22 protein-coding genes are annotated in these 23,038 nt (G+C 69.6%); 13 read left to right on the plus strand and 9 right to left on the minus strand.

Annotated elements, in window-relative coordinates:
* Positions 1–36: 36 nt before the first annotated feature.
* The 3 genes from AC3A6X_RS24845 to AC3A6X_RS24855 are packed head-to-tail and all read right to left on the minus strand — an operon-like array spanning position 37 to position 2,575.
* A complete protein-coding gene (locus AC3A6X_RS24845) occupies positions 37–465 on the minus strand; it encodes an RNA-binding S4 domain-containing protein (protein ID WP_309962120.1) in 429 nt (142 codons plus the stop codon).
* Between the two features lie 17 nt (positions 466–482).
* Positions 483–1,898: a sensor histidine kinase gene (locus tag AC3A6X_RS24850; RefSeq protein WP_487844685.1), complete on the minus strand. Its 1,416-nt coding sequence runs from the start codon at positions 1,896–1,898 to the stop codon at positions 483–485.
* The gene (locus AC3A6X_RS24855; protein ID WP_309962124.1) at positions 1,895–2,575 is read right to left on the minus strand and encodes a response regulator; all 681 of its coding nucleotides are present in this window, start codon (positions 2,573–2,575) and stop codon (positions 1,895–1,897) included. The genes AC3A6X_RS24850 and AC3A6X_RS24855 overlap by 4 nt, the downstream gene beginning before the upstream one ends.
* Positions 2,576–2,679: 104 nt before the next feature.
* On the opposite strand from AC3A6X_RS24855, the gene AC3A6X_RS24860 reads away from it, so the two are divergent.
* From AC3A6X_RS24860 to AC3A6X_RS24870, 3 genes are all read left to right on the plus strand, one after another.
* Positions 2,680–3,639: a Bug family tripartite tricarboxylate transporter substrate binding protein gene (locus AC3A6X_RS24860; RefSeq protein ID WP_487844686.1), complete on the plus strand. Its 960-nt coding sequence runs from the start codon at positions 2,680–2,682 to the stop codon at positions 3,637–3,639.
* A gap of 86 nt (positions 3,640–3,725) precedes the next feature.
* Positions 3,726–4,283 (plus strand): tripartite tricarboxylate transporter TctB family protein, encoded by a 558-nt coding sequence (locus AC3A6X_RS24865; RefSeq protein WP_487844687.1) that lies wholly within the window; start codon positions 3,726–3,728, stop codon positions 4,281–4,283.
* A 1-nt stretch (position 4,284) separates the two neighbouring features.
* Entirely contained in the window at positions 4,285–5,802 is a 1,518-nt protein-coding gene (locus tag AC3A6X_RS24870) for a tripartite tricarboxylate transporter permease (protein ID WP_487844688.1), read from the plus strand.
* A gap of 29 nt (positions 5,803–5,831) precedes the next feature.
* Here the strand turns inward: AC3A6X_RS24870 and AC3A6X_RS24875 are convergent, their stop codons facing one another.
* Entirely contained in the window at positions 5,832–6,233 is a 402-nt protein-coding gene (locus AC3A6X_RS24875) for a hypothetical protein (RefSeq protein ID WP_487844689.1), read from the minus strand.
* A 189-nt stretch (positions 6,234–6,422) separates the two neighbouring features.
* Between AC3A6X_RS24875 and AC3A6X_RS24880 the strand changes: the two genes are divergently transcribed.
* Positions 6,423–7,124, plus strand: coding sequence for a Crp/Fnr family transcriptional regulator (locus AC3A6X_RS24880; RefSeq protein WP_487844690.1), 702 nt, complete (start codon positions 6,423–6,425; stop codon positions 7,122–7,124).
* 14 nt (positions 7,125–7,138) lie between these two features.
* Here AC3A6X_RS24880 and AC3A6X_RS24885 read toward each other — a convergent pair whose 3' ends face one another.
* On the minus strand, positions 7,139–7,798 hold the full coding sequence (locus AC3A6X_RS24885) for a trimeric intracellular cation channel family protein (protein WP_487844691.1): 660 nt from the start codon (positions 7,796–7,798) through the stop codon (positions 7,139–7,141).
* Positions 7,799–7,922: 124 nt separating this feature from the next.
* Here AC3A6X_RS24885 and AC3A6X_RS24890 point away from each other — a divergent pair, with 124 nt between their 5' ends.
* The 3 genes from AC3A6X_RS24890 (at position 7,923) to AC3A6X_RS24900 (ending at position 10,619) form a co-directional block, all read left to right on the plus strand.
* On the plus strand, positions 7,923–8,999 hold the full coding sequence (locus AC3A6X_RS24890) for an alpha/beta fold hydrolase (protein WP_487844730.1): 1,077 nt from the start codon (positions 7,923–7,925) through the stop codon (positions 8,997–8,999).
* 30 nt (positions 9,000–9,029) lie between these two features.
* Complete coding sequence (locus tag AC3A6X_RS24895; protein ID WP_487844692.1) at positions 9,030–9,176, plus strand: hypothetical protein; 147 nt, start codon at positions 9,030–9,032, stop codon at positions 9,174–9,176.
* Between the two features lie 162 nt (positions 9,177–9,338).
* A complete protein-coding gene (locus tag AC3A6X_RS24900; RefSeq protein ID WP_487844693.1) occupies positions 9,339–10,619 on the plus strand; it encodes an erythromycin esterase family protein in 1,281 nt (426 codons plus the stop codon).
* Positions 10,620–10,769: 150 nt separating this feature from the next.
* Here the strand turns inward: AC3A6X_RS24900 and AC3A6X_RS24905 are convergent, their stop codons facing one another.
* The 4 genes from AC3A6X_RS24905 to AC3A6X_RS24920 form a co-directional block, all read right to left on the minus strand.
* Positions 10,770–11,078, minus strand: a complete 309-nt coding sequence (locus AC3A6X_RS24905) for a hypothetical protein (RefSeq protein ID WP_487844694.1) — start codon at positions 11,076–11,078, stop codon at positions 10,770–10,772.
* Between the two features lie 143 nt (positions 11,079–11,221).
* Positions 11,222–14,353, minus strand: a complete 3,132-nt coding sequence (locus AC3A6X_RS24910) for an efflux RND transporter permease subunit (RefSeq protein ID WP_487844695.1) — start codon at positions 14,351–14,353, stop codon at positions 11,222–11,224.
* Positions 14,353–15,507: an efflux RND transporter periplasmic adaptor subunit gene (locus AC3A6X_RS24915; protein ID WP_487844696.1), complete on the minus strand. Its 1,155-nt coding sequence runs from the start codon at positions 15,505–15,507 to the stop codon at positions 14,353–14,355. The genes AC3A6X_RS24910 and AC3A6X_RS24915 overlap by 1 nt, the downstream gene beginning before the upstream one ends.
* A gap of 14 nt (positions 15,508–15,521) precedes the next feature.
* Complete coding sequence (locus AC3A6X_RS24920) at positions 15,522–17,009, minus strand: efflux transporter outer membrane subunit (protein WP_487844697.1); 1,488 nt, start codon at positions 17,007–17,009, stop codon at positions 15,522–15,524.
* A 221-nt stretch (positions 17,010–17,230) separates the two neighbouring features.
* On the opposite strand from AC3A6X_RS24920, the gene AC3A6X_RS24925 reads away from it, so the two are divergent.
* The 6 genes from AC3A6X_RS24925 to AC3A6X_RS24950 all read left to right on the plus strand — a co-directional run bounded on the left by AC3A6X_RS24925 (position 17,231) and on the right by AC3A6X_RS24950 (position 23,028).
* Complete coding sequence (locus tag AC3A6X_RS24925; protein WP_487844698.1) at positions 17,231–18,763, plus strand: sigma-54 interaction domain-containing protein; 1,533 nt, start codon at positions 17,231–17,233, stop codon at positions 18,761–18,763.
* 71 nt (positions 18,764–18,834) lie between these two features.
* Positions 18,835–19,002, plus strand: coding sequence for a hypothetical protein (locus AC3A6X_RS24930; RefSeq protein ID WP_487844699.1), 168 nt, complete (start codon positions 18,835–18,837; stop codon positions 19,000–19,002).
* 233 nt (positions 19,003–19,235) lie between these two features.
* A complete protein-coding gene (locus AC3A6X_RS24935; RefSeq protein ID WP_487844700.1) occupies positions 19,236–20,432 on the plus strand; it encodes a substrate-binding domain-containing protein in 1,197 nt (398 codons plus the stop codon).
* 7 nt (positions 20,433–20,439) lie between these two features.
* Positions 20,440–21,273 (plus strand): ABC transporter ATP-binding protein, encoded by an 834-nt coding sequence (locus AC3A6X_RS24940; RefSeq protein ID WP_487844701.1) that lies wholly within the window; start codon positions 20,440–20,442, stop codon positions 21,271–21,273.
* Positions 21,270–21,998 (plus strand): ABC transporter ATP-binding protein, encoded by a 729-nt coding sequence (locus AC3A6X_RS24945; RefSeq protein WP_487844702.1) that lies wholly within the window; start codon positions 21,270–21,272, stop codon positions 21,996–21,998. The genes AC3A6X_RS24940 and AC3A6X_RS24945 overlap by 4 nt, the downstream gene beginning before the upstream one ends.
* Positions 21,999–22,041: 43 nt before the next feature.
* Positions 22,042–23,028, plus strand: coding sequence for a branched-chain amino acid ABC transporter permease (locus tag AC3A6X_RS24950; RefSeq protein ID WP_487844703.1), 987 nt, complete (start codon positions 22,042–22,044; stop codon positions 23,026–23,028).
* Positions 23,029–23,038 lie beyond the last annotated feature (10 nt).

The following is a 23,038-nucleotide window of genomic DNA, read 5'->3' on the forward strand; positions in this document are numbered from 1 at the left end:
CTCCTTTGTCGCAACGAGCCCGAGGGTAAGCGATGTTCAGTCTTCGTCGGGATCCAGCGATGCGCTCCAGCGCTTGTCCCAATCGACATGCCGGGCCTGGTCGAGCTCGCGCCGGTCGCGCTTGGTGGGCCGTCCCTGCACGATGCTGAGCGCCGGTTCGCTGCCCATGCGCCGCTGCTCGCGCGCGGCCGCCTGCGCAGCCAGGCTCTCGGGCGTTTCCTCGTAGAGCTGCTGCGCCACCGGCGCCGGCCCGCGCTGGCCGCTGAGCCCGCGCACCCGCACGATGCGGTCGACCCCGCCGCCGACCCGCATCCCGACCAGGTCGCCGGCCTTCACTTCGCGCGAGGCCTTGGCAACCTCGCCGTTGATCTGCACGCGGTTCTTGCCGATCTCCTCGGCGGCCAGGGTGCGCGTCTTGTAGAAGCGTGCGGCCCAGAGCCATTTGTCGATGCGCAGGCGGTCCATGTCCCGTGTGAGTGGTTTCAGCGATTGTCGCCGGCCAGCGGCAGCCGTACGACGGCATCGAGCCCGTGGCGTTGTCCGCCGCCTTCCCGGTTGTCGAGCGCGATGCTTCCGCCCAGCGCGAGCACGATCTCCCGGCAGATCGCCAGCCCCAGCCCCGAGCCGCTGGCCACGTCGCCGGCCGCGAAGGGCGCGAACAGGCGTTGGCGCAATTCGTCCGAGATGCCGGGGCCCTGGTCGCTGACGACGAAGACCGCGCTCTCGCCCTCGGCCCGCACGCCCACCCGCAGCGCGCCGCCGCGCGGGCTGTGCTTGATGGCGTTGTGCAGCAGGTTGCGCGCCAGTTCCTGCAGCATCCAGCGATGGGCGCGCACCAGCATCGGCGCGGCGCCAACCGAAAGCTCGACGTCCAGTGCCTTGTCGGCCATCAGCGGCGACAAGTCGAGCGCGAGCTGGCGCACGGTCTCGCCGAGGTCCAGCACCTGCCACTCGGGCTGCTGGCGCAACTGCTCGACCTTGGCCAGCGACAGCATCTGGTTGGCCACCGTGGTGGCGCGTTCCACCGTGTCGCTGATCTCGGTGAGCGCCTGGCCGGTCGCCACGTCGCCGCGGCGCGCCGACTGCACCTGGGCCTTGAGCACCGCCAGCGGCGTGCGCAGCTGGTGCGCGCTGTCGCGCACGAAGCGCTTCTGGTGGTCCAGCAGGCGCTGCAGCCGGCCCATGACCTGGGTGGTGGCGTCGACCAGCGGGCGCAGCTCGCGCGGCGTGTCGGGCGCGTCGATGGGCGAGAGGTCGTCGGCTGCGCGCGCCTCGATCAGCTCGCCCAGGTGGCGCACCGGCCGGGTCGCACGCTGCACCACGAACACCGTCACTGCGGCGATCACGCCCAGCAGCACCAGCTGCCGCCAGAGCATGTCGACGAGCAGCTTGCGCACCAGCGTTTCGCGCAGCTCCAGCGTCTCGGCCACCTGCACCACGGCCATGCCGCGCCCGCGTGCGCTCGCCACCGGCTGCAGCAACACGGCCATGCGCACCGGCTGCTCGCGGAAGCGCGCATCGTAGAAGTCGACCAGCGCCGCGTAGGGCGGCCGGTCGGGCAGCCTGCCGTGCCAGAAGGGCAGCTCGGCGAAGCCGGAGATCATCTCGCCGCCGAGCGTGGAGACGCGGTAGAAGATCTTGCTCTGGTTGTCGGCCTCGAAGGCCTCCAGCGCGGAGTAGGGGACGATGGCGCGCAGCGAGGCCTTCTCGTCGTAGCCCTCGACGTCGAGCTGCTCGCCGATGGTCTTGGCCGAGGCGAGCAGGGTGCGGTCGTAGGCGGTGGTGGCGGCCGCGAGGCTCTGCCGGTACAGGCTCACGCTGTTGATCACGATGAACAGCGCGACCGGCGCCAGGATGCCGGTGAGCAGCCTGGCGCGCAGCGAGACGGCGCGCATCACGGCTCTTCGCGCAGCAGGTAGCCGAGGCCGCGCAAGGTCATCAAGGCCGCCCCGGTGCCGGCCAGCTTCTTGCGCAGCCGATACACCACCACCTCGATCGCCTCGTACTGCACCTCGCTCTCGCCGGGAAAGACCAGCTCGAACAGGCGCTCCTTGGCCACCGCGTGGCCCGGCTTCACCATCAGCGCCTTCAGCAGGGCGAGCTCGCGCGGCGTGAGTTCCAGCACCTCGGCGCGGTGGTAGATGGCGCCGTTGTCGGGCTCGTAGCGCAGGCTGCCGATCTGCTGCGGGTTGTTCGCGGCCTCCGGTCCGGCGCTCTGGTGGCGCCGGTGCAGCGCGCGAATGCGCGCCTCCAGCTCGTCGAGGTCGAAGGGCTTGGGCAGGTAGTCGTCGGCACCGGTGTTGAGGCCCACCACGCGATCGCCCACGGTGCCGCGCGCGGTCAGCAGCAGCACCGGCGTGCGCAGGCCTTCGGCGCGCGCCTGCGCCAGCACCTGCAGCCCGTCGACGTTGGGCAGGCTCAGGTCCAGCGCGACCACGTCGGGCTCCAGCGCGCGCCATTGCGACAGCGCCTGCGCGCCGTCGCCGCACAGGCGCACGTCGATCATGCGGCGGCCGAGGGTGCGCTGCAGGGTGGTTTGCATCGAGGGGTCGTCTTCGACTAACAGCAGCTTCATGGCCGGTACTTCGGTGTTTTCCCCAGTGCGCAGGACAGCCAACTGACAGCGGGCGCGCGCATCATAGCGGCGTTCCAGCCTTCCAGATCCCCAAGGAGACATGCATGCGTCGAGATACCTTCCTGAAGTCCATGGCCGCGCTGGCCGCCACCGGAGCCCTGCCGCTGTCGGCCTGGGCCGCACCCAACGTCAAGATGATGATTCCGGCCAATCCAGGCGGTGGCTGGGACACCACGGGCCGTGCACTCGGCAAGGCCATGACCGACGGCAAGCTGGCCGACACGGTCACCTACGACAACAAGGGCGGCGCCGCCGGCGCGCTGGGCCTGGCGCAGTTCGTCAACGGCTCCAAGGGTGACCCGAATGCGCTGATGGTGATGGGCGCCGTGATGCTGGGCGGCATCATCACCGGCAAGCCGCCGGTGAACCTCTCGCAGGCCACGCCGCTGGCGCGCCTGACCAGCGAATACAACGTGTTCGTGCTGCCGGCCAGCTCGCCCCTGAAGACCATGAAGGACGTCGTCGAGCAGCTCAAGAAGGACCCGGGCAGCGTCAAGTGGGGCGGCGGCTCGCGCGGCTCCACCGAGCACATCGCGGCGGCCATGATCGCGCAGAAGGTCGGTGCCGATCCCTCCAAGATCAACTACGTGGCCTTCCGCGGAGGCGGCGAAGCCACCGCGGCCATCCTGGGCGGCAACGTCACGGTCGGCGGCAGCGGCTACAGCGAGTTCGCGCCGTACATCGCCGACGGCAAGATGCGCGCAATCGCCGTCACCTCGGCGCAGCGCCTGCCGGGCATCAACGTGCCCACGCTCAAGGAGCAGGGCATCGACGTCGAGATCGGCAACTGGCGCGGCGTCTACGGCGCCCCCGGCATCACCCCCGAACAGCGCAAGGCGCTGACCGACCTGGTGCTCGCCGCGCTCAAGACGCCGGCCTGGGCCGATGCGATGAAGAAGAACGACTGGACGCCCGCCGTCCTGTCGGGCGACGCCTTCGCCAAGTTCGTGGACGAGGAGTTCGCGAGCCTGCGCGCGACCATGGTCAAGTCCGGCATGGTCTGACGCGCTGGGTGTAGCGCGAGCGTGCGGGAGTGCGGCGTGGTGGCCGCGCTCCCTTCTTTCCCCGATCACACGCGAGGTCCAGAACAATGTCCAACATCGACCCCACCTCGAGTGGGCACGTGCCACTCGAGCCCCAATCGCGGCCGCACCCGGTCTGGCCGCAGACTCTTGTCGGCGCCGGCATTCTCCTCACCGGCCTGGCCCTGGCCTACGGCGCGGTCGGCATCTCGTCGGAAGCGGGCTACGGCGGCGTCGGCCCCAACTTCCTGCCCTGGCTGGTGTCGGTGGCGCTCACGCTCTGCGGTGCCTGGATCGTCTGGGAATCGCGCACCGGCGGCTTCCGCCAGATGGATGCGCCCTCGGACGAGCCCGCCTACTGGAGCGGCCTGGTCTGGGTCTCGGCCGGCCTGCTGCTCAACGCGGCGCTGATCACCACCATCGGCTTCATCCTGAGCTGCACGCTGTGCTACCTGCTCGCGGTCCAGGGGCTGCGGCGCTCGAAGGGGCAGGCCGGCGTCAATTCGCCGCGCACCTGGCTCATCGACGTCGTGACGGGCCTGCTGATCTCGGCGCCGGTCTTCTGGATGTTCACCAAGTTCCTGGCCATCAACCTGCCGGGCCTCACCGCCACCGGGTGGATCTGACATGGATATCTTCAACGCATTGCTGCAGGGCTTCGCTGCCGCGATCACGCCCGCCAACCTGCTCTGGTGCCTGGTGGGCTGCGCCCTCGGCACGGCCGTCGGCGTGCTGCCCGGCATCGGTCCCGCGGTGGCGGTCGCCATGCTGCTGCCGATCACGGGCAAGGTCGACATCACGGCCTCGATGATCTTCTTCTCGGGCATCTACTACGGCGCCATGTACGGCGGCTCGACCACCTCCATCCTGCTGAACACGCCGGGCGAAACGGCCAGCATGGTGACGGCGATGGAGGGCAACAAGATGGCCAAGAGCGGCCGCGCCGGTGCCGCGCTGGCGACCGCCGCCATCGGCTCCTTCGTGGCGGGCAGCATCGCCACCGTGATCGTCACCCTGTTCGCGCCCTTCGTGGCCGAGTTCGCGGTCAAGCTGGGGCCGCCGGAGTATTTCCTGCTGATGCTGCTGGCCTTCACCACCGTCAGCGCGGTGCTTGGCAAGAGCACGCTGCGCGGCCTCACGGCGCTCTTCATCGGCCTGGCCGCCGGCTGCATCGGCCTCGACCAGATCTCCGGCCAGGGCCGCTACACCGGCGGCATTCCCGAACTGCTCGACGGCATCGAGATCGTGCTGGTCGCGGTCGGTCTGTTCGCGGTGGCCGAGGTGCTCTATGCGGTGCTGTACGAAGGCCGCGTGGTCGAGAGCCAGAACAAGCTCAGTCGCGTGCATATGACGGCGCGCGACTGGAAGCGCTCGGTCCCGGCCTGGCTGCGCGGCACCGCCATCGGCACGCCCTTCGGTTGCATCCCGGCCGGCGGCACCGAGATCCCGACCTTCCTGAGCTACGCCACCGAGAAGAAGCTGGTGAAGGACCCGCAGGACAAGGCCGAGTTCGGCACCAGGGGTGCGATCGAAGGCGTGGCCGGCCCCGAGGCCGCCAACAACGCCACCGTGACGGCGGCGCTGATCCCGCTGCTCACGCTGGGCATCCCGACCTCCAACACCACCGCCATCCTGCTGGGCGCCTTCCAGAACTACGGCATCCAGCCGGGACCGCAGCTCTTCACCACCTCGGCCGCGCTGGTGTGGGCGCTGATCGCCTCGCTCTACATCGGCAACGTGATGCTGCTGGTGCTGAACCTGCCGATGGTGGGCCTGTGGGTCAAGCTGCTCAAAATTCCAAAGCCGCAGCTCTACGCGGGCATCCTGATCTTCGCCACCGTGGGCGCGTACGGCATGCGCCAGAGCTCTTTCGACCTGGTGCTGCTCTTCGTGATCGGCGTGCTGGGCGTGGTGATGCGGCGCTTCGACTTCCCGACCGCCCCGGTGGTGGTGGGCATGATCCTGGGCCCGCTGGCCGAGGCGCAGCTGCGCAACGCGATGTCGATCGGCGAGGGCAGTGCGGTGGTGTTCTTCCAGCGGCCGATGTCGCTGGTGCTGATCCTGGTCATCCTGGCGGTGCTGCTGCTGCCCCGCCTGGCCAAGTACCTGGGCGAGAGAAAGCAATTGCGCGCCGCGGCCGGCTGAGCTGCCGGGCGCGGCGCGCGGCCTGGGCCTCACTCGTAGGCCGGGAGCGCAGCAGACTGCGCCGTGGTCGCGAATCCGCTGCCCGTGCCCTGGACGCGCGCGACCTCCGCGGTGAACTCCGGGCCATGGCGCAGCCGCTGGTACATCGCCACCTGCGCACGATAGCTCCCACGCATGGGATCGAAGTCGTCGCGCCAGGCGCTCTGGCCGAGGCCGGAACGCAGCCACAGGTTCAGGTCAGCCACCGCCTCGGCGCGGCTCAATGCGCCGGCCTGCGGATCGGGCGGGCCGACCCGGAACTCCTGCGGCGTACGCGCGCCCGCGGGTGCCGAAGCCAGATAGTCGCCCATCACCGCAGAGCGGCTCAGGGTGCTGACGGCCGGGATCGGCGCGCCGACCCATTGCTCGGGCGGCACCGTTTGGGCAGACACGAAACCGGCGAATGTGACAGCAAAAAAAGCAAGAACTTTTGTATTCATGATGAAATCACTCCTCGGGTGTGCGGCGTGCGGGGATCGCAGCCATCACAGACGTACTGTGAGGAGCCGCCGCCTTCGGGGCTGTGCGTTTGCGCACAGGTTTTTGCAACCGGCGGGTCCTGCCGACGGTGGAGTTCAGCCATGCCGCCTGATCGCTCCAGCCTGGCCTTGCAGCACATCGCGCTGCTGGCGGGCCTCTCCCGCGAGCGCCTGGACCAGCTCGCCCAGCGCTGCCTGTGGCAGACCCTGCCGGCGGGCAGGCCGCTGCTGCTGCGCTCCGAGCGCAAGAGCGATGTCTTCTTCCTGGTCTCGGGCCGGCTGCGGGTGACGATCTACGCGGCCAACGGCCGGCAGGTTACCTTTCGCGATTCGCTCGAGGGCGAGCACTTCGGCGAGATCGCCGCCATCGACGGCCAGCCGCGCTCGGCCGACGTGGTCACGCTCGCGCCGAGCGTGGTCGCGAGCCTCGATCGCGCCGCCTTTCTCGGGCTGCTGCGCGACGAGCCGATGGTTGCCGAGCGCGTCATGCGCAGCCTGGCGGCGCTGGTGCGCCAGCTGTCCGAGCGCGTCATCGACCTCAGCACGCTGGGCGTGCAGAACCGCGTCCACGCCGAGCTGCTGCGCCTGGCGCAGGCCGCGGGCATCGCCGGCAACCGGGCGCGCCTGGAGCCGGCGCCGACCCACGCCGAGCTGGCCAACCAGATCAGCACCAACCGCGAGCAGGTGACGCGCGAGCTCAACGCCCTGCGCCGCGGGGGCCTGCTGGCCAAGGACGGCCGGGCGCTGGTGCTGACCGATGCGCAGCGGCTCGTGCGGATGGTGGAGGAGGTGCGGGGTGCCTAGCGCGCCGCCGCAGCCTATTCGCTGTCGGCCCGCCAGGCCGGCAGTTTCCAGCCCGTCAGCATCGCCAGGGCCCGCAGCAGGGTGACGCAGCCCGCCGCCGCCGCCAGCCCCAGCCATTGCGGCATCGCCAGCGCATGGGCCAGCACCACCAGCCAGGCCCCCGCGAAGGCGCACAGCGCATAGGGCCGGTGGTCGCTGAAGGCGCGCGGGATCTCGTTGCAGACGATGTCGCGCAGCACGCCGCCGCACACCGCCGTCACCATGCCCATGAAGACCGCGACGATGGGCGGCATGGCGGCGTCGATCGCGATCTGGGTGCCGCCGGCGGTGAACAGGCCCAGGCCCAGCGCATCGGGCCACTGCATGGCGCGCTCGGTGAGCGCGAAATGGCGCGTGCGCATGAAGAACATCGCGCCCACGCACAGCGCCAGCAGCACCCAGAGCCAGGCCGCATGCTGGACCCAGAAGAAGGGACGGCGGTCCAGCAGCACGTCGCGCAGCGTGCCGCCGCCGAAAGCCGCGAGGCCGGCCACCACGCAGACGCCGACCGCGTCCAGGCGCTTGCGCGCCGCCTCGATCAGCCCCGAGAGCGCGAACGCCAGCGTGGCCGCCGCCTCGATCGCGATCTGGGCGTTGGACAGGGACAACACCTGGGACAGCGGCAGGCTCGACATGGTGGGCAACAACGGCGAAACAAGGTGTGTCGATGGTAGTTCGCCGCAGACAGGCTCCGTGCGCCATGGCACGATCGACGCCGCGCGCAGCCACCGCGCCCCCAGTCGTCCACTGACCGACGCCATGCCGCTGAAGCAGCAGATCCGCTACTGCACCGCGCCCGACGGTGTCCGCATCGCCTATGCGACGGCGGGGCGGGGGCCGCCGCTGTTCAAGGTCGGCAACTGGCTGTCGCACATGGAGTTCGACCTCACCAGCCCGGTCTGGGGCCATGTGCTGGAGGCGCTGTGCGAAACCCACACCCTGGTGCGCTACGACCAGCGCGGCACCGGCCTGTCGGACCGCGAGATCGAGCAGATGTCCTTCGAAATCTGGCTGAAGGACATGGAAACGGTGGCCGACGCCGCCGGGCTCGTGCGCTTCCCGATGCTGGCGATCTCCCAGGGCGTGAGCCTGGCCATCACCTACGCCGCGCGCCACCCCGAGCGCGTGAGCCATCTGGTGCTCCAGGGCGGCTACGCGCGCGGGCGCCGGATGCGCGGCGGCGGTCAGGCGCTGGACGAGGAGTCGGAGACCCAGGCCAAGCTGATGGAGATCGGCTGGGGCCGATCGGACCCGGCCTTCCGCCAGTTCTTCACCAGCCAGTTCCTGCCGGAAGGCACGCCCGAGCAGCACCGCTGGTTCAACGAGTTGGCGCACGTCTCGACTTCGCCGCAAAACGCGGCGCGCATGCTGCGCGAGTTCGACCGCATCGACGTCTCCGCGCTGCTGCCCGAGGTGCAATGCCCGACCCTGGTGCTGCATTCCACCGGCGACCTGCGGGTGCCCTTCGACGAGGGACGGATCATCGCCGGCGGCATCGCGCAGGCCCGCTTCGTGCCGCTGCACAGCGCGCACCACCTGGTGCTCCAGCAGGACGCGGTCTGGCCGCGCTGGGTCGAGGAGGTGCGCAGCTTCCTGGCCGGCGCGGACGGGAGCGCGCCGGACCCGGTGCTGGCCAGCCTGACCGCGCGCGAGCGCGAGGTGCTGGAGCTCATCGCCCAGGGCCGCGACAACGCGCAGGTGGCGGCGGCGCTGCAGCTCAGCGAGAAGACGGTGCGCAACCACATCACCAGCGTGTTCGCCAAGCTCCAGGTCGAGAACCGGCCGCAGGCGATCGTGCGGGCGCGCGAGGCCGGACTGGGCCGCGGCGGCGCCTGAAGGCCTCACTCCGAGTGCATCCGCTCGGACATGGCCGACGTGCTGCGCGGCGTCGGGTTGCGCCGCTCGGAGCGCGTCTACTTCCAGGCATGCGCATCCGGCCGCGTGAGGGTCGTGCACGAAGCCGTGCTGCCCGATGCTGCGAGGCTGGGAATCTGCCCGGTCCAGCGCGGCTGAACGCAGCGCGCTGCAATCCTACGAAGCGACCGGCACGGTCCGACACCGTGGCGGAGGTGCAAGCCTAGCCTGTGATCTCCACTTCATTTCGACACAGGAGATGGCATATGTACCCAGGCGATGACGACAAGGCCGAGCAACAGGGCTGAGCCCTGACACGCCATGCGCGGCGCCCGGCCCGACGACGATCATGCGGTCCGTGCGATCCGCGCCGCGGCATGCCCGCTCGATGTCTCGCCGCATTGCCATGCGGCGCTGCTCTTCGCCATCGCGGACGCGCGCTTCGTGCTGCTGGGGGAGGCTTCGCATGGCACCGATGACTTCTACCGCGAGCGCGCGGCGATCACGAAACGGCTGATCGAGGACAAGGCTTTCGACGCCGTCGCGGTCGAGGCGGACTGGCCCGACGCCCTGCGGGTCGATCGCTTCGTGCGCGGTGCGTCCGACGATTCGAGTGCGCTGCAGGCGCTCGGCGATTTCCGGCGCTTTCCGGGGTGGATGTGGCGCAACCAGCCGGTGCGCGAGTTCGTGGACTGGCTGCGGGCCTCGAACCAGAAGAGGCCGACTGCGGAGCGGGTCGGCTTCTATGGCATCGATCTCTACAGCCTCTACACCTCCATCGCCTCGGTGCTGGACTACCTGGACCGGGTCGACCCGGAAGCCGCGCGGCGGGCGCGCTATCGCTACGGCTGCTTCGATCATTTCGGCGAGGACACGCAGGCCTACGGCCACGCCGCCGCCTTCGACCTGGGCGCGAGCTGCGAGGAGGCCGCAGTGGCGCAGTTGAGGGAGCTGCTCGAGAAGAGGGCCGACCACGCCGGCGCGGACGCGCATTTCCATGCCGAACAGAACGCGCGGCTGGTGCGCAACGCCGAGCACTACTACCGCACCATGTTCAAGGGCCGCGTGGCCTCATGGAACCTGCGCGACCGGCACATGGCGCAGACGCTGGAGGCCCTGGACGCGCATTTGAGTGCCCAGCGATCCAGGCCTGCGCGCATCGCCGTGTGGGCCCACAACTCGCACCTGGGCGATGCACGCGCCACGGAGATGGCGGAAATCGGCGAGCTCAACGTGGGCCAGCTCATGCGGGAGCGCTACGGGGCGCAGTGCTTCAACGTCGGCTTTACCACTGCCGACGGCGAAGTCATGGCGGCCTCGGCCTGGGACGGGGAAGCGGAGCGTAAGCGCGTCAATCCGCCGCTGGCGGGCAGCATCGAGGCGTTGCTGCATGAGTCCGAACTCGGGCGCTTCGCCCTCATCCTGCGCAACAACGAAGTGCTCGCCGAGGCCCTGGCAGCCGCGCGGTTGCAGCGCGCCATCGGCGTCATCTATGCGCCGGCGACGGAGCGGCAGAGCCACTATTTCCATGCGCGGGTGGGCCAGCAGTTCGATGCGCTGGTTCACCTGGATCGCAGCTCGGCGCTGGAGCCGTTGGACTAGCGGGGTAGACGAGGATGGCGGCGGATTCGGACACCGCCCACCCGTCGTCGTCGATCGACGGGATCTGTTCGAAGGGGCTGAGCCGGCGATAGGCTTCGGTGTTCAGGTCCGTGTGCGGGGTGGTCCATGCCGGCGTGAGGCCGCGGGACCCTAACGCTGCGGCGGAGCCCGATCGGCAGGCAGCACGATGGTGGCGCGCCCATCGCGTGAGGTGATGGCGTCCGAGCCGCCGGATGGCGGCGTGGCGCCGGCCGGCGCCACGATGGTGGCGCGGCCGTCGCTCGAGGATTGCGGCACCTCGGCCGGCGGTCCGCCGCGGGCCCGATCGAGCGCATTGCCGGCGGCGCGGATGCAGGCCTCGCGGGCCGGCGCGGCCAGGCTGCCGTTGTTGCAGGCGGCGATCTCGCGCTCGTAGCGTTGCTGCAGCGCGTCGCGTGCGGGCTGGGCGGATGCGCTCAAGGCCGTTGCCAGTCCGGCGCAGAGGAGGGGAAGAAATCGCTTCATGAGCTTCTCCAGTCCCTTGCAGCATCGCACCGCGCGCGCCGCTGCGCTGTGCGAGCGCGCAGCGAGTGCGGGTAGGCGCAGCGCGCGCCCGGCCGGCCTCAGTTCGCCGCCGGCTGTTCCCCGCGATGCAGCGGCGGCGCCCCTTCCGGCGCATCGGCCGGATCGGGCTTGCGCCCGCGGATGCGCGCCACCATCCGGTGCAGCCAGTGCTCGATGTCGTCCACGTAGGTGAACACCGCCGGCACCACCAAGAGGCTCAGCACGGTGGAGGTGATCAGCCCGCCGATCACCGCCATTGCCATCGGCGCGCGGAAACTGGAGTCGGCCGCGCTCAGGCCGAAGGCGATGGGCGCCATGCCCGCGCCCATGGCCAGCGTGGTCATGATGATGGGCCGCGCGCGCTTATGGCAGGCGTCGCGCAGGGCTTCCCAACGGGTCATCCCATGGTCGCGGCGCGCCACGATGGCGTACTCCACCAGCAGGATCGAGTTCTTGGTGGCCACACCCATCAGCATGATGAAGCCGATCATCGAGGGCATCGACAGCGCCTGCTGCCCCAGCAGCAGGCCGATGAAGGCCCCGCCCAGTGCCAGCGGCAATGCGCACAGGATGGTGACCGGGTGCAGGAAGTCCTTGAACAGCAGCACCAGCACGATGTAGATGCACAGCACGCCGGTCAGCATCGCGAGGCCGAAGCTGGCGAACAGCTCGCCCATCATCTCCGCGTCGCCCACCTCGGCCACACGCACGCCGGGCGGCAGGTTGCGCACGGAGGGCAGGGCCTCCACCGCCGTCTTGGCATCGCCCAGGCCCACGCCGGAGAGCTCGATCTCGAAGTTGACGTTGCGCGAGCGGTCGTAGCGGTCGATCACGGCCGGGCCGCCTTCCATCGTGAGCTTGGCGACCTGGCTCAGCATCACCGGGCCGCGCGCGCCGGGGACGGTCAGGCGTTCCAGCAGCGACAGGTCCTGCCGCGCCGAATCCTCCAGCTTGACCACGATCGGCACCTGGCGCTGCGCCAGGTTGAGCTTGGGCAGCGCCTGGTCGTAGTCGCCCAGCGTGGCCACGCGCAGCGTTTCGGCGATGGCCGAACTGGTGACGCCCAGGTCGGCGGCGCGGGCGAAGTCCGGGCGCACCGCGATCTCGGGCCGGATCAGGCTGGCGGTGGAGGTGATGTTGCCCAGGCCGGGGATGGTGCGCAGGTCCTTCTCGACCGCGCGTGCCGCGGCCGTGAGCGCGGTGGGCTCCTCGCCCGTCAGCACCAGGATGTACTTCTCGCCCGAGCCGCCCAGGCCGACGGTGGTGCGCACGCCGGGCAGGGTTTCGAGCGCCTTGCGGATGTTGTTCTCGATGCCCTGCTTGCGCGGGCGGTCGCCGCGCGGCGCAAGCTGGATGGTCAGCGTGGCCTTGCGAGTCTCCGGCGTGCCGAAGCTGGCGAAGGGGTCGCCGCCCGCGCTGCCGCCGCCCACGGTGGTGTAGGCGCTTTTCACATGCTCCACGGCCATCACGCGCTGGCGCGTCTCCTCGGCCATGGCCAGCGTCTGGGCCAGCGTTGCGCCTGGCGGCAGCGAGAGGTAGACCTGGGTCTGCGAGTTGTCGTCGGCCGGGATGAAGCCGGTCTTGAGCAGCGGGATCAGCGCGATCGAGCCGAAGAAGAAGAGGGTGGCCAGCACCATGGTGGTGAAGCGGTGCCGCAGGCTGCGCTCGGCCAGGCGCATGTAGAAGCTGAGCCAGCGCGGCTCCTTCTCGGCGCCGACCAGCGGCTTCAGGATGTAGGCCGCCATCATCGGCGTGAGCATCCGCGCCACCACCAGCGAGGCAAACACCGCGAGCGAGGCGGTCCAGCCGAACTGCTTGAAGAACTTGCCGGCCACGCCGCTCATGAAGGCGGTGGGCAGGAACACGGCGATCAGCGTGAAGGTGGTGGCGATCACCGCCAGGCCGATCTCGTCGGCCGCCTCCATCGCCGCCTGGTAGGGCGACTTGCCCATGCGCAGGTGCCGCACGATGTTCTCGACCTCCACGATCGCGTCGTCCACCAGGATGCCCACCACCAGCGACAGCGCCAGCAGCGTGACGACGTTGATCGAGAAGCCCAGCAGGTACATGCCGACGAAGGCCGGGATGGCCGACATCGGCAGCGCGACGGCCGAGACGAAGGTGGCGCGCCAGTCGCGCAGGAACAGCCAGACCACCAGCACGGCGAGCAGTGCGCCTTCGTAGAGCAGGTGCAGCGAGCCGTCGTATTCCTCCTGTACCGGCTCGACGAAGTTGAAGGCTTCGGTGAGCTGGATGTCGGGGTGCTGGGCGCGCAGATCGCTCAATGCCTTTTGCACGGCGGCGCCCACCTCCACCTCGCTGGCACCGCGGCTGCGCGCGACCTCGAAGCCGACCACCGGCTTGCCATCGAGCAGGGCCGCGGCGCGCGGCTCGGCGATGGTGTCGGAGACGCGTGCCACCTGGTTGAGCCGGATGCTGCGGCCGTCCGACAGCGGGATCTGCATGTCGCGCAGTTCCTCGGCCGAGCGCACGGTGGCCAGCGTGCGCACCGGCTGCTCGCTGCCGCCCAGGTCGGTGCGCCCGCCGGCGCTCTCGGTCTGCACCTGGCGCAGCTGGCGCGAGATGTCGGCCGCGGTCGCGCCCAGCGACTGCAGCCGGCCCGGGTCGAGATCGACGTGGACCTGGCGCGTGACGCCGCCCACCCGATTGACCGCGCCCACGCCGCTGATGGCCAGCAGCTTCTTGGTCACGGTGTCGTCGACGAACCAGCTGAGCGCCTCCGGGTCCATGCGCGAGGAGGCGATGGTGAAGGCCAGCACGGGCTGGGCCGCGAAGTCCAGCTTGTTGATCACCGGGTCGCGCACGTCGGCCGGCAGGTCGGCGCGCACGCGCGTCACCGCCGAGCGCACGTCGTCGACGGCCTCCTGCACCGGCTTCTCGAGCCGGAACTCGACGATCATCGTCGCCGCGCCGTCCTGTACCTTGGTCGTGATGTGCTTGAGGCCCTGGACGGTGGCGATCGAGTTCTCGATCTTGCGCGCCACGTCGTTCTCCAGCTGCGAGGGCGCCGCGCCCGGCAGTGCGACCGAGACCGTGACCGTGGGCAGGTCGATGTCGGGGAAGTTCTGCACCTTCATCGCGTTGAAGGACAGCAGGCCGGCGAAGGTGAGCAGCACGAACAGCATCACCGCCGGGATGGGGTTGCGGATGGACCAGGCGGAGACGTTCATCAAGGCGCACTCCGCTTCGCCGGCAGCGCATCCACCACCCGCACCAGGTCGCCGTCGTTCAGGAAGCCGGCGCCCTGGACCACGATGCGCGCGTCTTCCGGCAGCTTGGTCATGATCTCGATGCGGTCGCCCACGCGGCGGCCGGTTTCGACCTTCAGCTGGGCGACGCGGCTGTCGGGCTGCAGCACGAGCAGGTGGTTGAAGCCGTCGCGCGGCACCACGGCCGCCAGCGGCACGGTCAAGGCGCCGCTGCGCCCGAGCTGAAACTCGCCGCGGGCGAACATGCCGGCCTTGACGGCGCTCGTCTGCTGCACGCCCGGGATGTCGACGTAGACCAGGGCATTGCGCGTCTGCGGGTCCACCGTCGGCGCGATGCTGCGCACCTTGCCGCTGACCTGGGCGCCGCTGGCGCTGATGATCACGGCGGGGGTGCCGACGGCGACGCGAGCCAGCTCGGCCGAGGTCACCTCGGCGCGCCATTCGAGACGTCCCTGGCGGATCAGCCGGAACAGCTCGGTGCCGGCGCTGAGCACGCTGCCCACGGTCGCGGTGCGCGAGGAGATCACGCCGTCGTCGGGCGCCAGCACCTGCGTGTTGCGGCCGCGCACCTGCTGCGCGGCCAGCACGGCCTCGGCCGCCTCGACGCGCGCCTTGGCGGTCTGCTCGGCCGTCTGGTACTGGTTGATCTGCTGCTGGCTCAGGGCGCCGGTGGCCTGCAGGGTGCGGGCGCGCGCGGCGTTGCCAGCCGCATCGGCAGCCGTCGCCTTGGCCTCCGCCAGCGAGGCGCGGGCCTGGGCCATGTCGGCCTGCACCGTCTCGGGCGAGAAGGTGGCGAGCACCTGGCCCTTCTTCACCACATCGCCCACGTTGACGCGCACTTCGGCCAGGCGCAGGCCGTTGGATTCGGAGCCGACGCTGGCTTCCTGCCAGGCCGCGACGTTGCCGTTGGCGGCCAGCGTGATGGTGAGCTCGCTGGTCTCGGGCTTGGCCACCGTCACGGTGAGCGCCGGCCTCGGCTGGGCGGCGGCTTCCTTGGGCTTGGCGGCGCCTTGCTCCGCCGGCTTGCCGCGCGAGAACAGGAAGGCGGCGGCCGCGAGCAGCAGCACCAGCACGGCCGCGATGATGGGGAGGGTGGAACGCTTCATTCTTGTCATGGGAGCCACTTCACTTACTTCGCGATCGAAGAGGTCGTTGTCGTGCCGGGTCGCGACCAGCCGCCACCCGTGGTGCGGTAGAGCGCCACCCAGGCCTCGGCCCGCGTGCGCTGCAGCAAGACGCGCGAGGTCTGCGCCGCGAACAGGGTGCGGCGCGAGTCCTCCAACTCGAACAGGCTGGCCAGCCCGCTCTGGTAGCGCGCGCTGGTGGCGTCGAAGGAGGCCTGGTAGTTCTGCACCGCGGTGTCGGCATCGCCGGCGCGCTGGTCGGTGCTCTGCAGGTCGATCAGCGCTTCCTCGACCTCGCGCACCGCCTGGCGCACGTTGCCGCGGTAGAGAGCGACGGCCTCGTCGTAGCGCGCCCGCGCGGCGTCCACATTGGCGGCCAGGGTGCCGCCGTCGAAGATCGGCACCGACAGCGCCACCGGGCCGATGCTCCAGGTGTCGACGGTGTCGCGGAAGCCGCTGGTGCGGAACTGCAGGCGGCCGATCGAGCCCTGCAGCGTCAGGCGCGGAAAGCGCTGCGCCAACGCGGAGCCGGCCTCGGCGCTGGCGGCGGCCACGCCGAGCTCGGCCGCGTAGACGTCGGGCCGCTGGGCCAGCACCTCGGCCGGCACGCTGGCGATCGCATGCACGGCCGGCAGCGCTGGGTCTACGGGGGCGGCATCCAGCCGGGCCTGCAGCGTGGGCGCATCGATGCCGGTCAGCGCGATCAGCGACTGCTGCAGCAGAGCGCACTGGGCGCGCTGCTGCGTCAGCCTGCCTGAGGCGTCGGAGGCGCTGGCGCGCGCCAGCGCGGCGTCGGCGGGCGCGGTGAAGCCGGCGCGCGCCGAGAGGTCGTTGAGGCGCGCGGTCTCGGCCCGCGACTGCGCGTCGGCGGTGGCCACGGCGAGCTGGCGCCGGCAGGCGCGCTCGCCGAAATAGGCGTTGGCCGTCTCGGCCGCCACCGAAACCCGCGCCTCGTGCCACTTGGCGTCGGCGCTGTCGAGCTGGGCCTGGCTGGCGTCGCGGGTGGCGCGCAGGCCGCCGAACAGGTCGATCTCCCAGTTCGACTGCAGTCCGGCCTGGAGGGTGGTGATCGCCGGGATCGAGGTGCTCGCCGAGCTGCTGCCGGTGCTGCCGGTGCCGCCCAGGCCGCCGAAGCCGCTGGTGGGCGAGTTGCTGCGCGTGGCCGAGGCATTGGCGCTGAGGTTGGGCGCCAGCGCCGCGCCGGCCGCCACGCGCGAGGCGCGCGCCTCGGCGATGCGCGCGGCGGCGCTGGCCACGGTGGGGCTGGCGGCCTGGGCTGCGTCGATCAGGTCGACGAGGAGCGGGTCGTCGAGCTGCCGCCACCAGTCGGCCAGCACGGGCAGCGAGCCGGCGTGCGGCAGGGGCGTGCTCCACTGGGCGGGCGTCGGAGCCGTGACTTTGTCGGGCGGGCGCGGGAGCGTGCAGGCCGAGAAGGCCAAAGGGAGCGCGAAAGGGAGCGCAAAGCAGAGCGCTCGAAGCCGGGAGTTCCTCATGAGGTTCCGCAAAAAGTGGCGTGGCTGGCGATCGGGTAGGTCGCGTCGCTGGCGCCGGGGTGCAGCCGGGTGGGCCGGGCAAGGCGCGCAGCATAGCAAGACTGCGCGCACCGGAAATCAAGGCCCTACTGCAGATCGAAAAACCCTGCATCGTAGCCAGTTGCAAGAGCGCCATTGATGACGTTCGAAGCGTCTATTGATGCACAAGCTACGATTCCGGGATGTCAGCCATCACCGCGCCCACCGCCGCACTGCCGCTCGATGCCGAAGGCATCCTGGCGCTGGCAGCGCGCTCGATGTTCCATCTTTTTTCCAGCATCAGCCAGGGCATGTTCCTGGTCGACCGCAGCGGCCGCATCGTCTGGGTCAACGAGGGATACCGCCGCTTCCTGCCGGCGCTGGGCTTCTCCTCCATCGACCAGTTCCTCGGCCACCCGGTCGAGGAGGTGGTGCCCAACACGCTGATGCAGCGCGTGCTGGAGACCGGCGAGCCGATCCTGATCGACCTGCTCACCAACAAGGCCGGCACCTTCGTGGTCAGCCGCATCCCGCTGCGCGAGGAGCGCGAGGACGGGGCGGCCGGCGCGGTGATCGGCGCCATCGGCATCGTGCTCTTCGACCATCCCGAGGACACGCTGAAGCCGCTGATCAGCAAGTTCGCCCTGCTGCAGCGCGACCTCGACGACGCGCGGCGCGAGCTCGCCACGCAGCGCAACAACCCGCTCTGGCAGCAATCGGCCGATGGGCAGCGGCGCTCGAAGTACACCTTTGCCAGCTTCATCGGTTCCAGCCCGGCCGCGGTGGAGGTCAAGCGCCACGCGCGGCGCGCGGCGCAGTCCTCCAGCCCGGTGCTGCTGCTGGGCGAGACCGGCACCGGCAAGGAACTGCTGGCGCATGCGATTCATGCCGCCTCGGCGCGGGCCCGCCACAGCTTCGTCAGCGTGAACATCGCGGCCGTGCCCGACACGCTGCTGGAGGCCGAGTTCTTCGGCGTCGCCCCCGGCGCCTACACCGGCGCCGACCGCAAGGCGCGCGAGGGCAAGTTCAAGCTGGCCGACGGCGGCACGCTCTTCCTCGACGAGATCGGCGACATGCCGCTGGCGCTGCAGGCCAAGCTGCTGCGCGCGCTGCAGGAAGGCGAGATCGAGCCGCTGGGCTCGAACAAGCTGGTGCCCTTCGATGCGCGCGTGATCGCCGCCACCTCGCGCGACCTGCCGGCGCTGGTGAGGGAAGGGCGCTTCCGCGAGGACCTCTATTACCGCCTCAACGTGCTGCCCGTGCGCGTGCCGCCGCTGCGCGAGCGGCGCGCCGACATCCCGGCGCTGGTCGAGGCGCTGGGCGAGGACATGGCGCTGCGCAGCGGCGAGGCCCCGCCCGAGCTGCTGCCCGATGCCCTGGCGCTGCTGGCTGCGCAGCATTGGCGCGGCAACATCCGCGAGCTGCGCAACGTGCTGGAGCAGGTGACCATGCGCAGCGATTCGCAGCGCATCGATGCGGCGCAGCTGGAGCGCATCCTGCGCGAGACGGGGCAGGAGAAGATCGCGGCGCCCGACCCGCTGCAAGCGGCGCCGGGTGCGACTGCAGCCGACGACAAGGCGCTGCTGCTGCGTCCGCTGGCCGAGCAGGTCGCGGAGCTGGAGCGCAGGGCCATTGCGGCGGCGATGGCGGCGACGGGGGGCAACAAGCTGGCGGCCTCGCGGCTGCTGAAGATCTCGCGCGCGACGCTCTACGAGCGGCTGGATAGCTCGGACTGAGTGCGGCGAAGCCTTCATGATCAGCGCCGAGACGATGACGTTGGTGTCAAGTACGACCTTCCCTGCGAGCCATGCGGTGGCTTGGCCTGCGCTGCGCGGCGTTCGGCGCGTGCGGCCTGGATCTCGGCATCGATCTCTTCCTCGCTCATCGGCTCGATGTTGGCCCCATGCAGGCGCTCGGCCACCTGCATCAGCCTGCGGCCGGCCTGGCCGTTGCGCCAGTGCGTCTGGCAAATTGATCTGCACGGTGGTCATGTGAAGTTTCCGCAGCTTGCGCTGTACCTGCGAAGACAGCAGTCAGTCCCTGGAAAACCCTGACTGAGAAACATCCAATTGCCCAAAACACAGGCAATGCAAATGTCCTGATTCCAGGCTTTTCACTCGAAGCGCAAGGGAAAGTCCCGTGCTTCTCCCTCATTTGCGGCTGGCACGGACTGTGCAATATTCAGTCATCCATTTCAGGAGACAAAGAATGCACCGTCGCCATCTCGTCGCCCTCGCGGCGATCGCCACCCTGTGCGCTTCCGCGCTGAGCACGCCCGCGCTGGCCCAGTCCAACGAGATCCGCATTGCCCACATTTACAGCAAGACCGGTCCGCTGGAAGCCTACGGCAAGCAGACGCAGACCGGCTTCATGATGGGCCTGAACTACGCCACCGGCGGCACGATGACCGTCAACGGCAAGAAGCTGACCGTGATCGAGAAGGACGACCAGGGCAAGCCCGACCTCGGCAAGTCGCTGCTGGCCGCGGCCTATGCCGACGACAAGGCGGCGCTGGCGGTGGGTCCCACCTCTTCGGGCGTGGCGCTGGCGATGCTGCCGGTGGCCGAGGAGTACAAGAAGATCCTGCTGGTCGAGCCCGCGGTGGCCGATTCGATCACCGGCGACAAGTGGAACAAGTACATCTTCCGCACCGGCCGCAACTCCAGCCAGGACGCGATCAGCAATGCGGTGGCGCTCGACAAGCCCGGCGTCAGCATCGCCACGCTGGCGCAGGACTACGCCTTCGGCCGCGACGGCGTGAAGGCCTTCAAGGACGCCATCAAGAAGGCCAAGATCGTCCACGAGGAATACCTGCCGCAGAACACCACCGACTTCACGGCAGGCGCCCAGCGACTGATCGACAAGCTCAAGGACCTGCCGGGCCGCAAGGTGATCTGGATCGTGTGGGCCGGCGCCGGCAACCCCTTCAAGATCGCCGACCTCGATCTGAAGCGCTACGGCATCGAGATCGCCACCGGCGGCAACATCCTGCCGGCGATGGCCAGCTACAAGCAGTTCCCCGGCATGGAGGGCGCGACCTACTACTACTTCGGCATCCCGAAGAACCCGGTGAACGAGGCCCTGGTCGCGGCCCACTACAAGGAGTTCAAGACGCCGCCGGACTTCTTCACTGCCGGCGGCTTCAGCGCCGCGATGGCGGTGGTGACGGCGCTCAAGAAGACGGGCGGCGACACCGGCACCAACAAGCTCATCTCGACCATGGAAGGCATGAGCTTCGACACTCCCAAGGGCACGATGACCTTCCGCAAGGAAGACCACCAGGCGCTGCAGAGCATGTACCACTTCAAGATCAAGGCCGACCCGGCCTTCGCCTGGGGCGTGCCGGAGCTGGTGCACGAGATCAAGGCGTCGGAGATGGACATCCCGGTCAAGAACAAGCGCTGATCTCCCGATGCTCGAGACGCGCGGGCTCACCGTCCGTTTCGGCGGCCATGTCGCGGTCAACGATGTCAGCTGCAACTTCGCACCTGGCACGCTGACCGCGATCGTCGGCCCCAACGGCGCGGGCAAGACCACTTACTTCAACCTCATCTCGGGGCAGCTCAAGGCGACGGCCGGCACGGTGTCGTTGGACGGCCGGATGCTGTCGGGCCTCTCTGCCTCGGCGCGCACGCGTGCGGGCCTGGGGCGGGCCTTCCAGATGACCAATCTCTTTCCCAACCTCACGGTGCTGGAGAACGTGCGCCTCGCGGTGCAGGCCACGAAGGAAGGCGCGCACCGGCGCGGGCTCAATCTGTGGAGCATCTGGAGCGACCACCGCGCGCTGACCGAGCGGGCCGACCGGATCCTGGCCGAGGTCGCGCTCAAGGCCAAGGAACACGCCACGGTCGCGAGCCTGCCGCATGGCGACCAGCGCAAGCTGGAGGTGGCGCTGCTGATGGCGCTGGAGCCGAAGGTCTTCATGTTCGACGAGCCGACGGCCGGGATGAACGCCGCCGAGGCGCCGGTGATCCTCGACCTGATCCGCGCGCTCAAGAAGGACCGCAGCAAGACCATCCTGCTGGTGGAGCACAAGATGGACGTGGTGCGCGAGCTGGCGGACCGCATCATCGTGCTGCACAACGGGCAGCTGGTGGCGGATGGGGAGCCGGCGGAAGTGATTGCCTCGCCGGTGGTGCAGGAAGCGTACCTCGGCTTGCCTGCGGCTGGCGCCGAGGACGCTTCGCGGCAGGCGACCGCCCCCATCCCGGCCTTCCCCCGCACGGGGGAAGGAGAAAGACCATGAGCCATCCGGCCTTGCTGCAGCTCGACGGCGTTCACACGCACATCGGCGCGTACCACATCCTTCATGGGGTGGATCTCGTCGTTCCCAAGGGCCAGCTCACCATGCTGCTCGGCCGCAACGGCGCCGGCAAGACCACCACGCTGCGGACCATCATGGGCCTGTGGCATGCCTCGCAAGGCCGCGTGCGCTTCGGCGACAAGGACATCACGGCTTTGCACACGCCGCAGATCGCCGAGCTGGGCATTGCCTACGTGCCCGAGAACATGGGCATCTTCTCCGACCTCACCGTCAAGGAGAACATGCTGCTCGCCGCGCGCGGCGCGAAGAACGCCGAGCAGATGGACGAGGCGCGCCTGAAGTGGATCTTCGAGCTCTTCCCCGCGGTGCTGAAGTTCTGGAACCACCCGGCCGGCAAGCTCTCGGGCGGGCAGAAGCAGATGCTCGCCGTCTCGCGCGCGATCGTCGAGCCGCGCGAGCTGCTGATCGTCGACGAGCCCAGCAAGGGCCTGGCGCCCGCGATCATCAACAACATGATCCAGGCCTTCGATGCGCTCAAGAAGAGCGGCGTGACGATCCTGCTGGTGGAGCAGAACATTCACTTCGCGCAGCGGCTGGGGGACTCGGTGGCAGTGATGGACAACGGGCGCGTGGTGCACAGCGGCAGCATGGCGGCCTTCTCGGCGGATGAGGAACTGCAGCGGTCGCTGCTGGGATTGGCCTTATGAGCATCACCATGGCTTGTCCCCAGAGCGAGCAAGAAAGGGACGCATGAAAACGCTCGACTTCGATTGGAAGCCGCTCCTGCTCGTCCCGGTGCTCGCGCTCGTCGCGCTGCCCCTGACCGGCTCCTTCTCCACCTGGCTCACCCTCACCGTCGCCGGCCTGGCCATGGGCATGATCGTCTTCATCATCGCCTCGGGCCTGACCCTGGTCTTCGGCCTGATGGACGTGCTCAACTTCGGCCACGGCGTCTTCATCGCGCTGGGCGCCTTCGTCGCCAGCACGGTGCTCGGCGGCATGGGCGACTGGACCGGCTCTCAGGAGGTCTGGCGCAACCTGGTCGCGGTGTTCCCCGCGATGCTGGTGGCGATGGCGGTGGCCGGCGCGATCGGCCTGGCCTTCGAGCGCTTCATCGTGCGGCCGGTCTACGGCCAGCACCTGAAGCAGATCCTGATCACCATGGGCGGCATGATCATCGGCGAGGAGCTGATCAAGGTCATCTGGGGCCCGGGCCAGATCCCGCTGCCGCTGCCCGATGGCCTGCGCGGCTCGCTGCTGGTGGGCGATGCGGCGATCAGCAAGTACCGCCTGCTCGCGGTGGTGGTCGGCCTCGCGGTGTTCGGCGTGCTGGCCTGGACGCTGGCCCGCACCAAGATCGGCTTGCTTATCCGCGCCGGCGTGCAGGACCGCGAGATGGTCGAGTCGCTGGGCTACCGCATCGGCCGACTTTTCATCGGCGTGTTCGTGGTGGGCAGCGCGCTGGCCGGCCTGGGCGGCGTGATGTGGGGGCTGTTTCAGCAGAACCTCATCCCGCAGATGGGCGCGCAGGTCAACGTGCTGATCTTCATCGTGATCATCATCGGCGGCCTGGGCTCGACCACCGGCGCGCTGATCGGCGCCTTGCTGGTGGGCCTGATGACCAACTACACCGGCTTCCTGCTGCCCGTGGCCACGCAGTTCGCCAGCATCGTGCTGATGGTGGCAGTGTTGCTGTGGCGGCCGCAGGGCGTGTATCCGGTGGCGAGCAGCCGGTGAGGGCGGACGA

The organism is Variovorax sp. Soil_C_12 (assembly GCF_057657375.1).

Excerpts from the sequence above, each read along its gene's own strand:
- AC3A6X_RS24885 (WP_487844691.1), bottom strand. The coding sequence starts at position 7,798 with ATGTCGAGCCTGCCGCTGTCCCAGGTGTTGTCCCTGTCCAACGCCCAG.
- AC3A6X_RS24910 (WP_487844695.1), bottom strand. The coding sequence starts at position 14,353 with ATGAACGTCTCCGCCTGGTCCATCCGCAACCCCATCCCGGCGGTGATG.
- AC3A6X_RS24865 (WP_487844687.1), top strand. The coding sequence starts at position 3,726 with ATGTCCAACATCGACCCCACCTCGAGTGGGCACGTGCCACTCGAGCCC.
- AC3A6X_RS24855 (WP_309962124.1), bottom strand. The coding sequence starts at position 2,575 with ATGAAGCTGCTGTTAGTCGAAGACGACCCCTCGATGCAAACCACCCTG.
- AC3A6X_RS24890 (WP_487844730.1), top strand. The coding sequence starts at position 7,923 with ATGCCGCTGAAGCAGCAGATCCGCTACTGCACCGCGCCCGACGGTGTC.
- AC3A6X_RS24895 (WP_487844692.1), top strand. The coding sequence starts at position 9,030 with ATGGCCGACGTGCTGCGCGGCGTCGGGTTGCGCCGCTCGGAGCGCGTC.
- AC3A6X_RS24930 (WP_487844699.1), top strand. The coding sequence starts at position 18,835 with ATGCGGTGGCTTGGCCTGCGCTGCGCGGCGTTCGGCGCGTGCGGCCTG.
- AC3A6X_RS24935 (WP_487844700.1), top strand. The coding sequence starts at position 19,236 with ATGCACCGTCGCCATCTCGTCGCCCTCGCGGCGATCGCCACCCTGTGC.
- AC3A6X_RS24915 (WP_487844696.1), bottom strand. The coding sequence starts at position 15,507 with ATGACAAGAATGAAGCGTTCCACCCTCCCCATCATCGCGGCCGTGCTG.
- AC3A6X_RS24920 (WP_487844697.1), bottom strand. The coding sequence starts at position 17,009 with ATGAGGAACTCCCGGCTTCGAGCGCTCTGCTTTGCGCTCCCTTTCGCG.
- AC3A6X_RS24860 (WP_487844686.1), top strand. The coding sequence starts at position 2,680 with ATGCGTCGAGATACCTTCCTGAAGTCCATGGCCGCGCTGGCCGCCACC.
- AC3A6X_RS24950 (WP_487844703.1), top strand. The coding sequence starts at position 22,042 with ATGAAAACGCTCGACTTCGATTGGAAGCCGCTCCTGCTCGTCCCGGTG.
- AC3A6X_RS24880 (WP_487844690.1), top strand. The coding sequence starts at position 6,423 with ATGCCGCCTGATCGCTCCAGCCTGGCCTTGCAGCACATCGCGCTGCTG.
- AC3A6X_RS24925 (WP_487844698.1), top strand. The coding sequence starts at position 17,231 with ATGTCAGCCATCACCGCGCCCACCGCCGCACTGCCGCTCGATGCCGAA.
- AC3A6X_RS24945 (WP_487844702.1), top strand. The coding sequence starts at position 21,270 with ATGAGCCATCCGGCCTTGCTGCAGCTCGACGGCGTTCACACGCACATC.
- AC3A6X_RS24900 (WP_487844693.1), top strand. The coding sequence starts at position 9,339 with ATGCGCGGCGCCCGGCCCGACGACGATCATGCGGTCCGTGCGATCCGC.
- AC3A6X_RS24940 (WP_487844701.1), top strand. The coding sequence starts at position 20,440 with ATGCTCGAGACGCGCGGGCTCACCGTCCGTTTCGGCGGCCATGTCGCG.
- AC3A6X_RS24870 (WP_487844688.1), top strand. The coding sequence starts at position 4,285 with ATGGATATCTTCAACGCATTGCTGCAGGGCTTCGCTGCCGCGATCACG.
- AC3A6X_RS24845 (WP_309962120.1), bottom strand. The coding sequence starts at position 465 with ATGGACCGCCTGCGCATCGACAAATGGCTCTGGGCCGCACGCTTCTAC.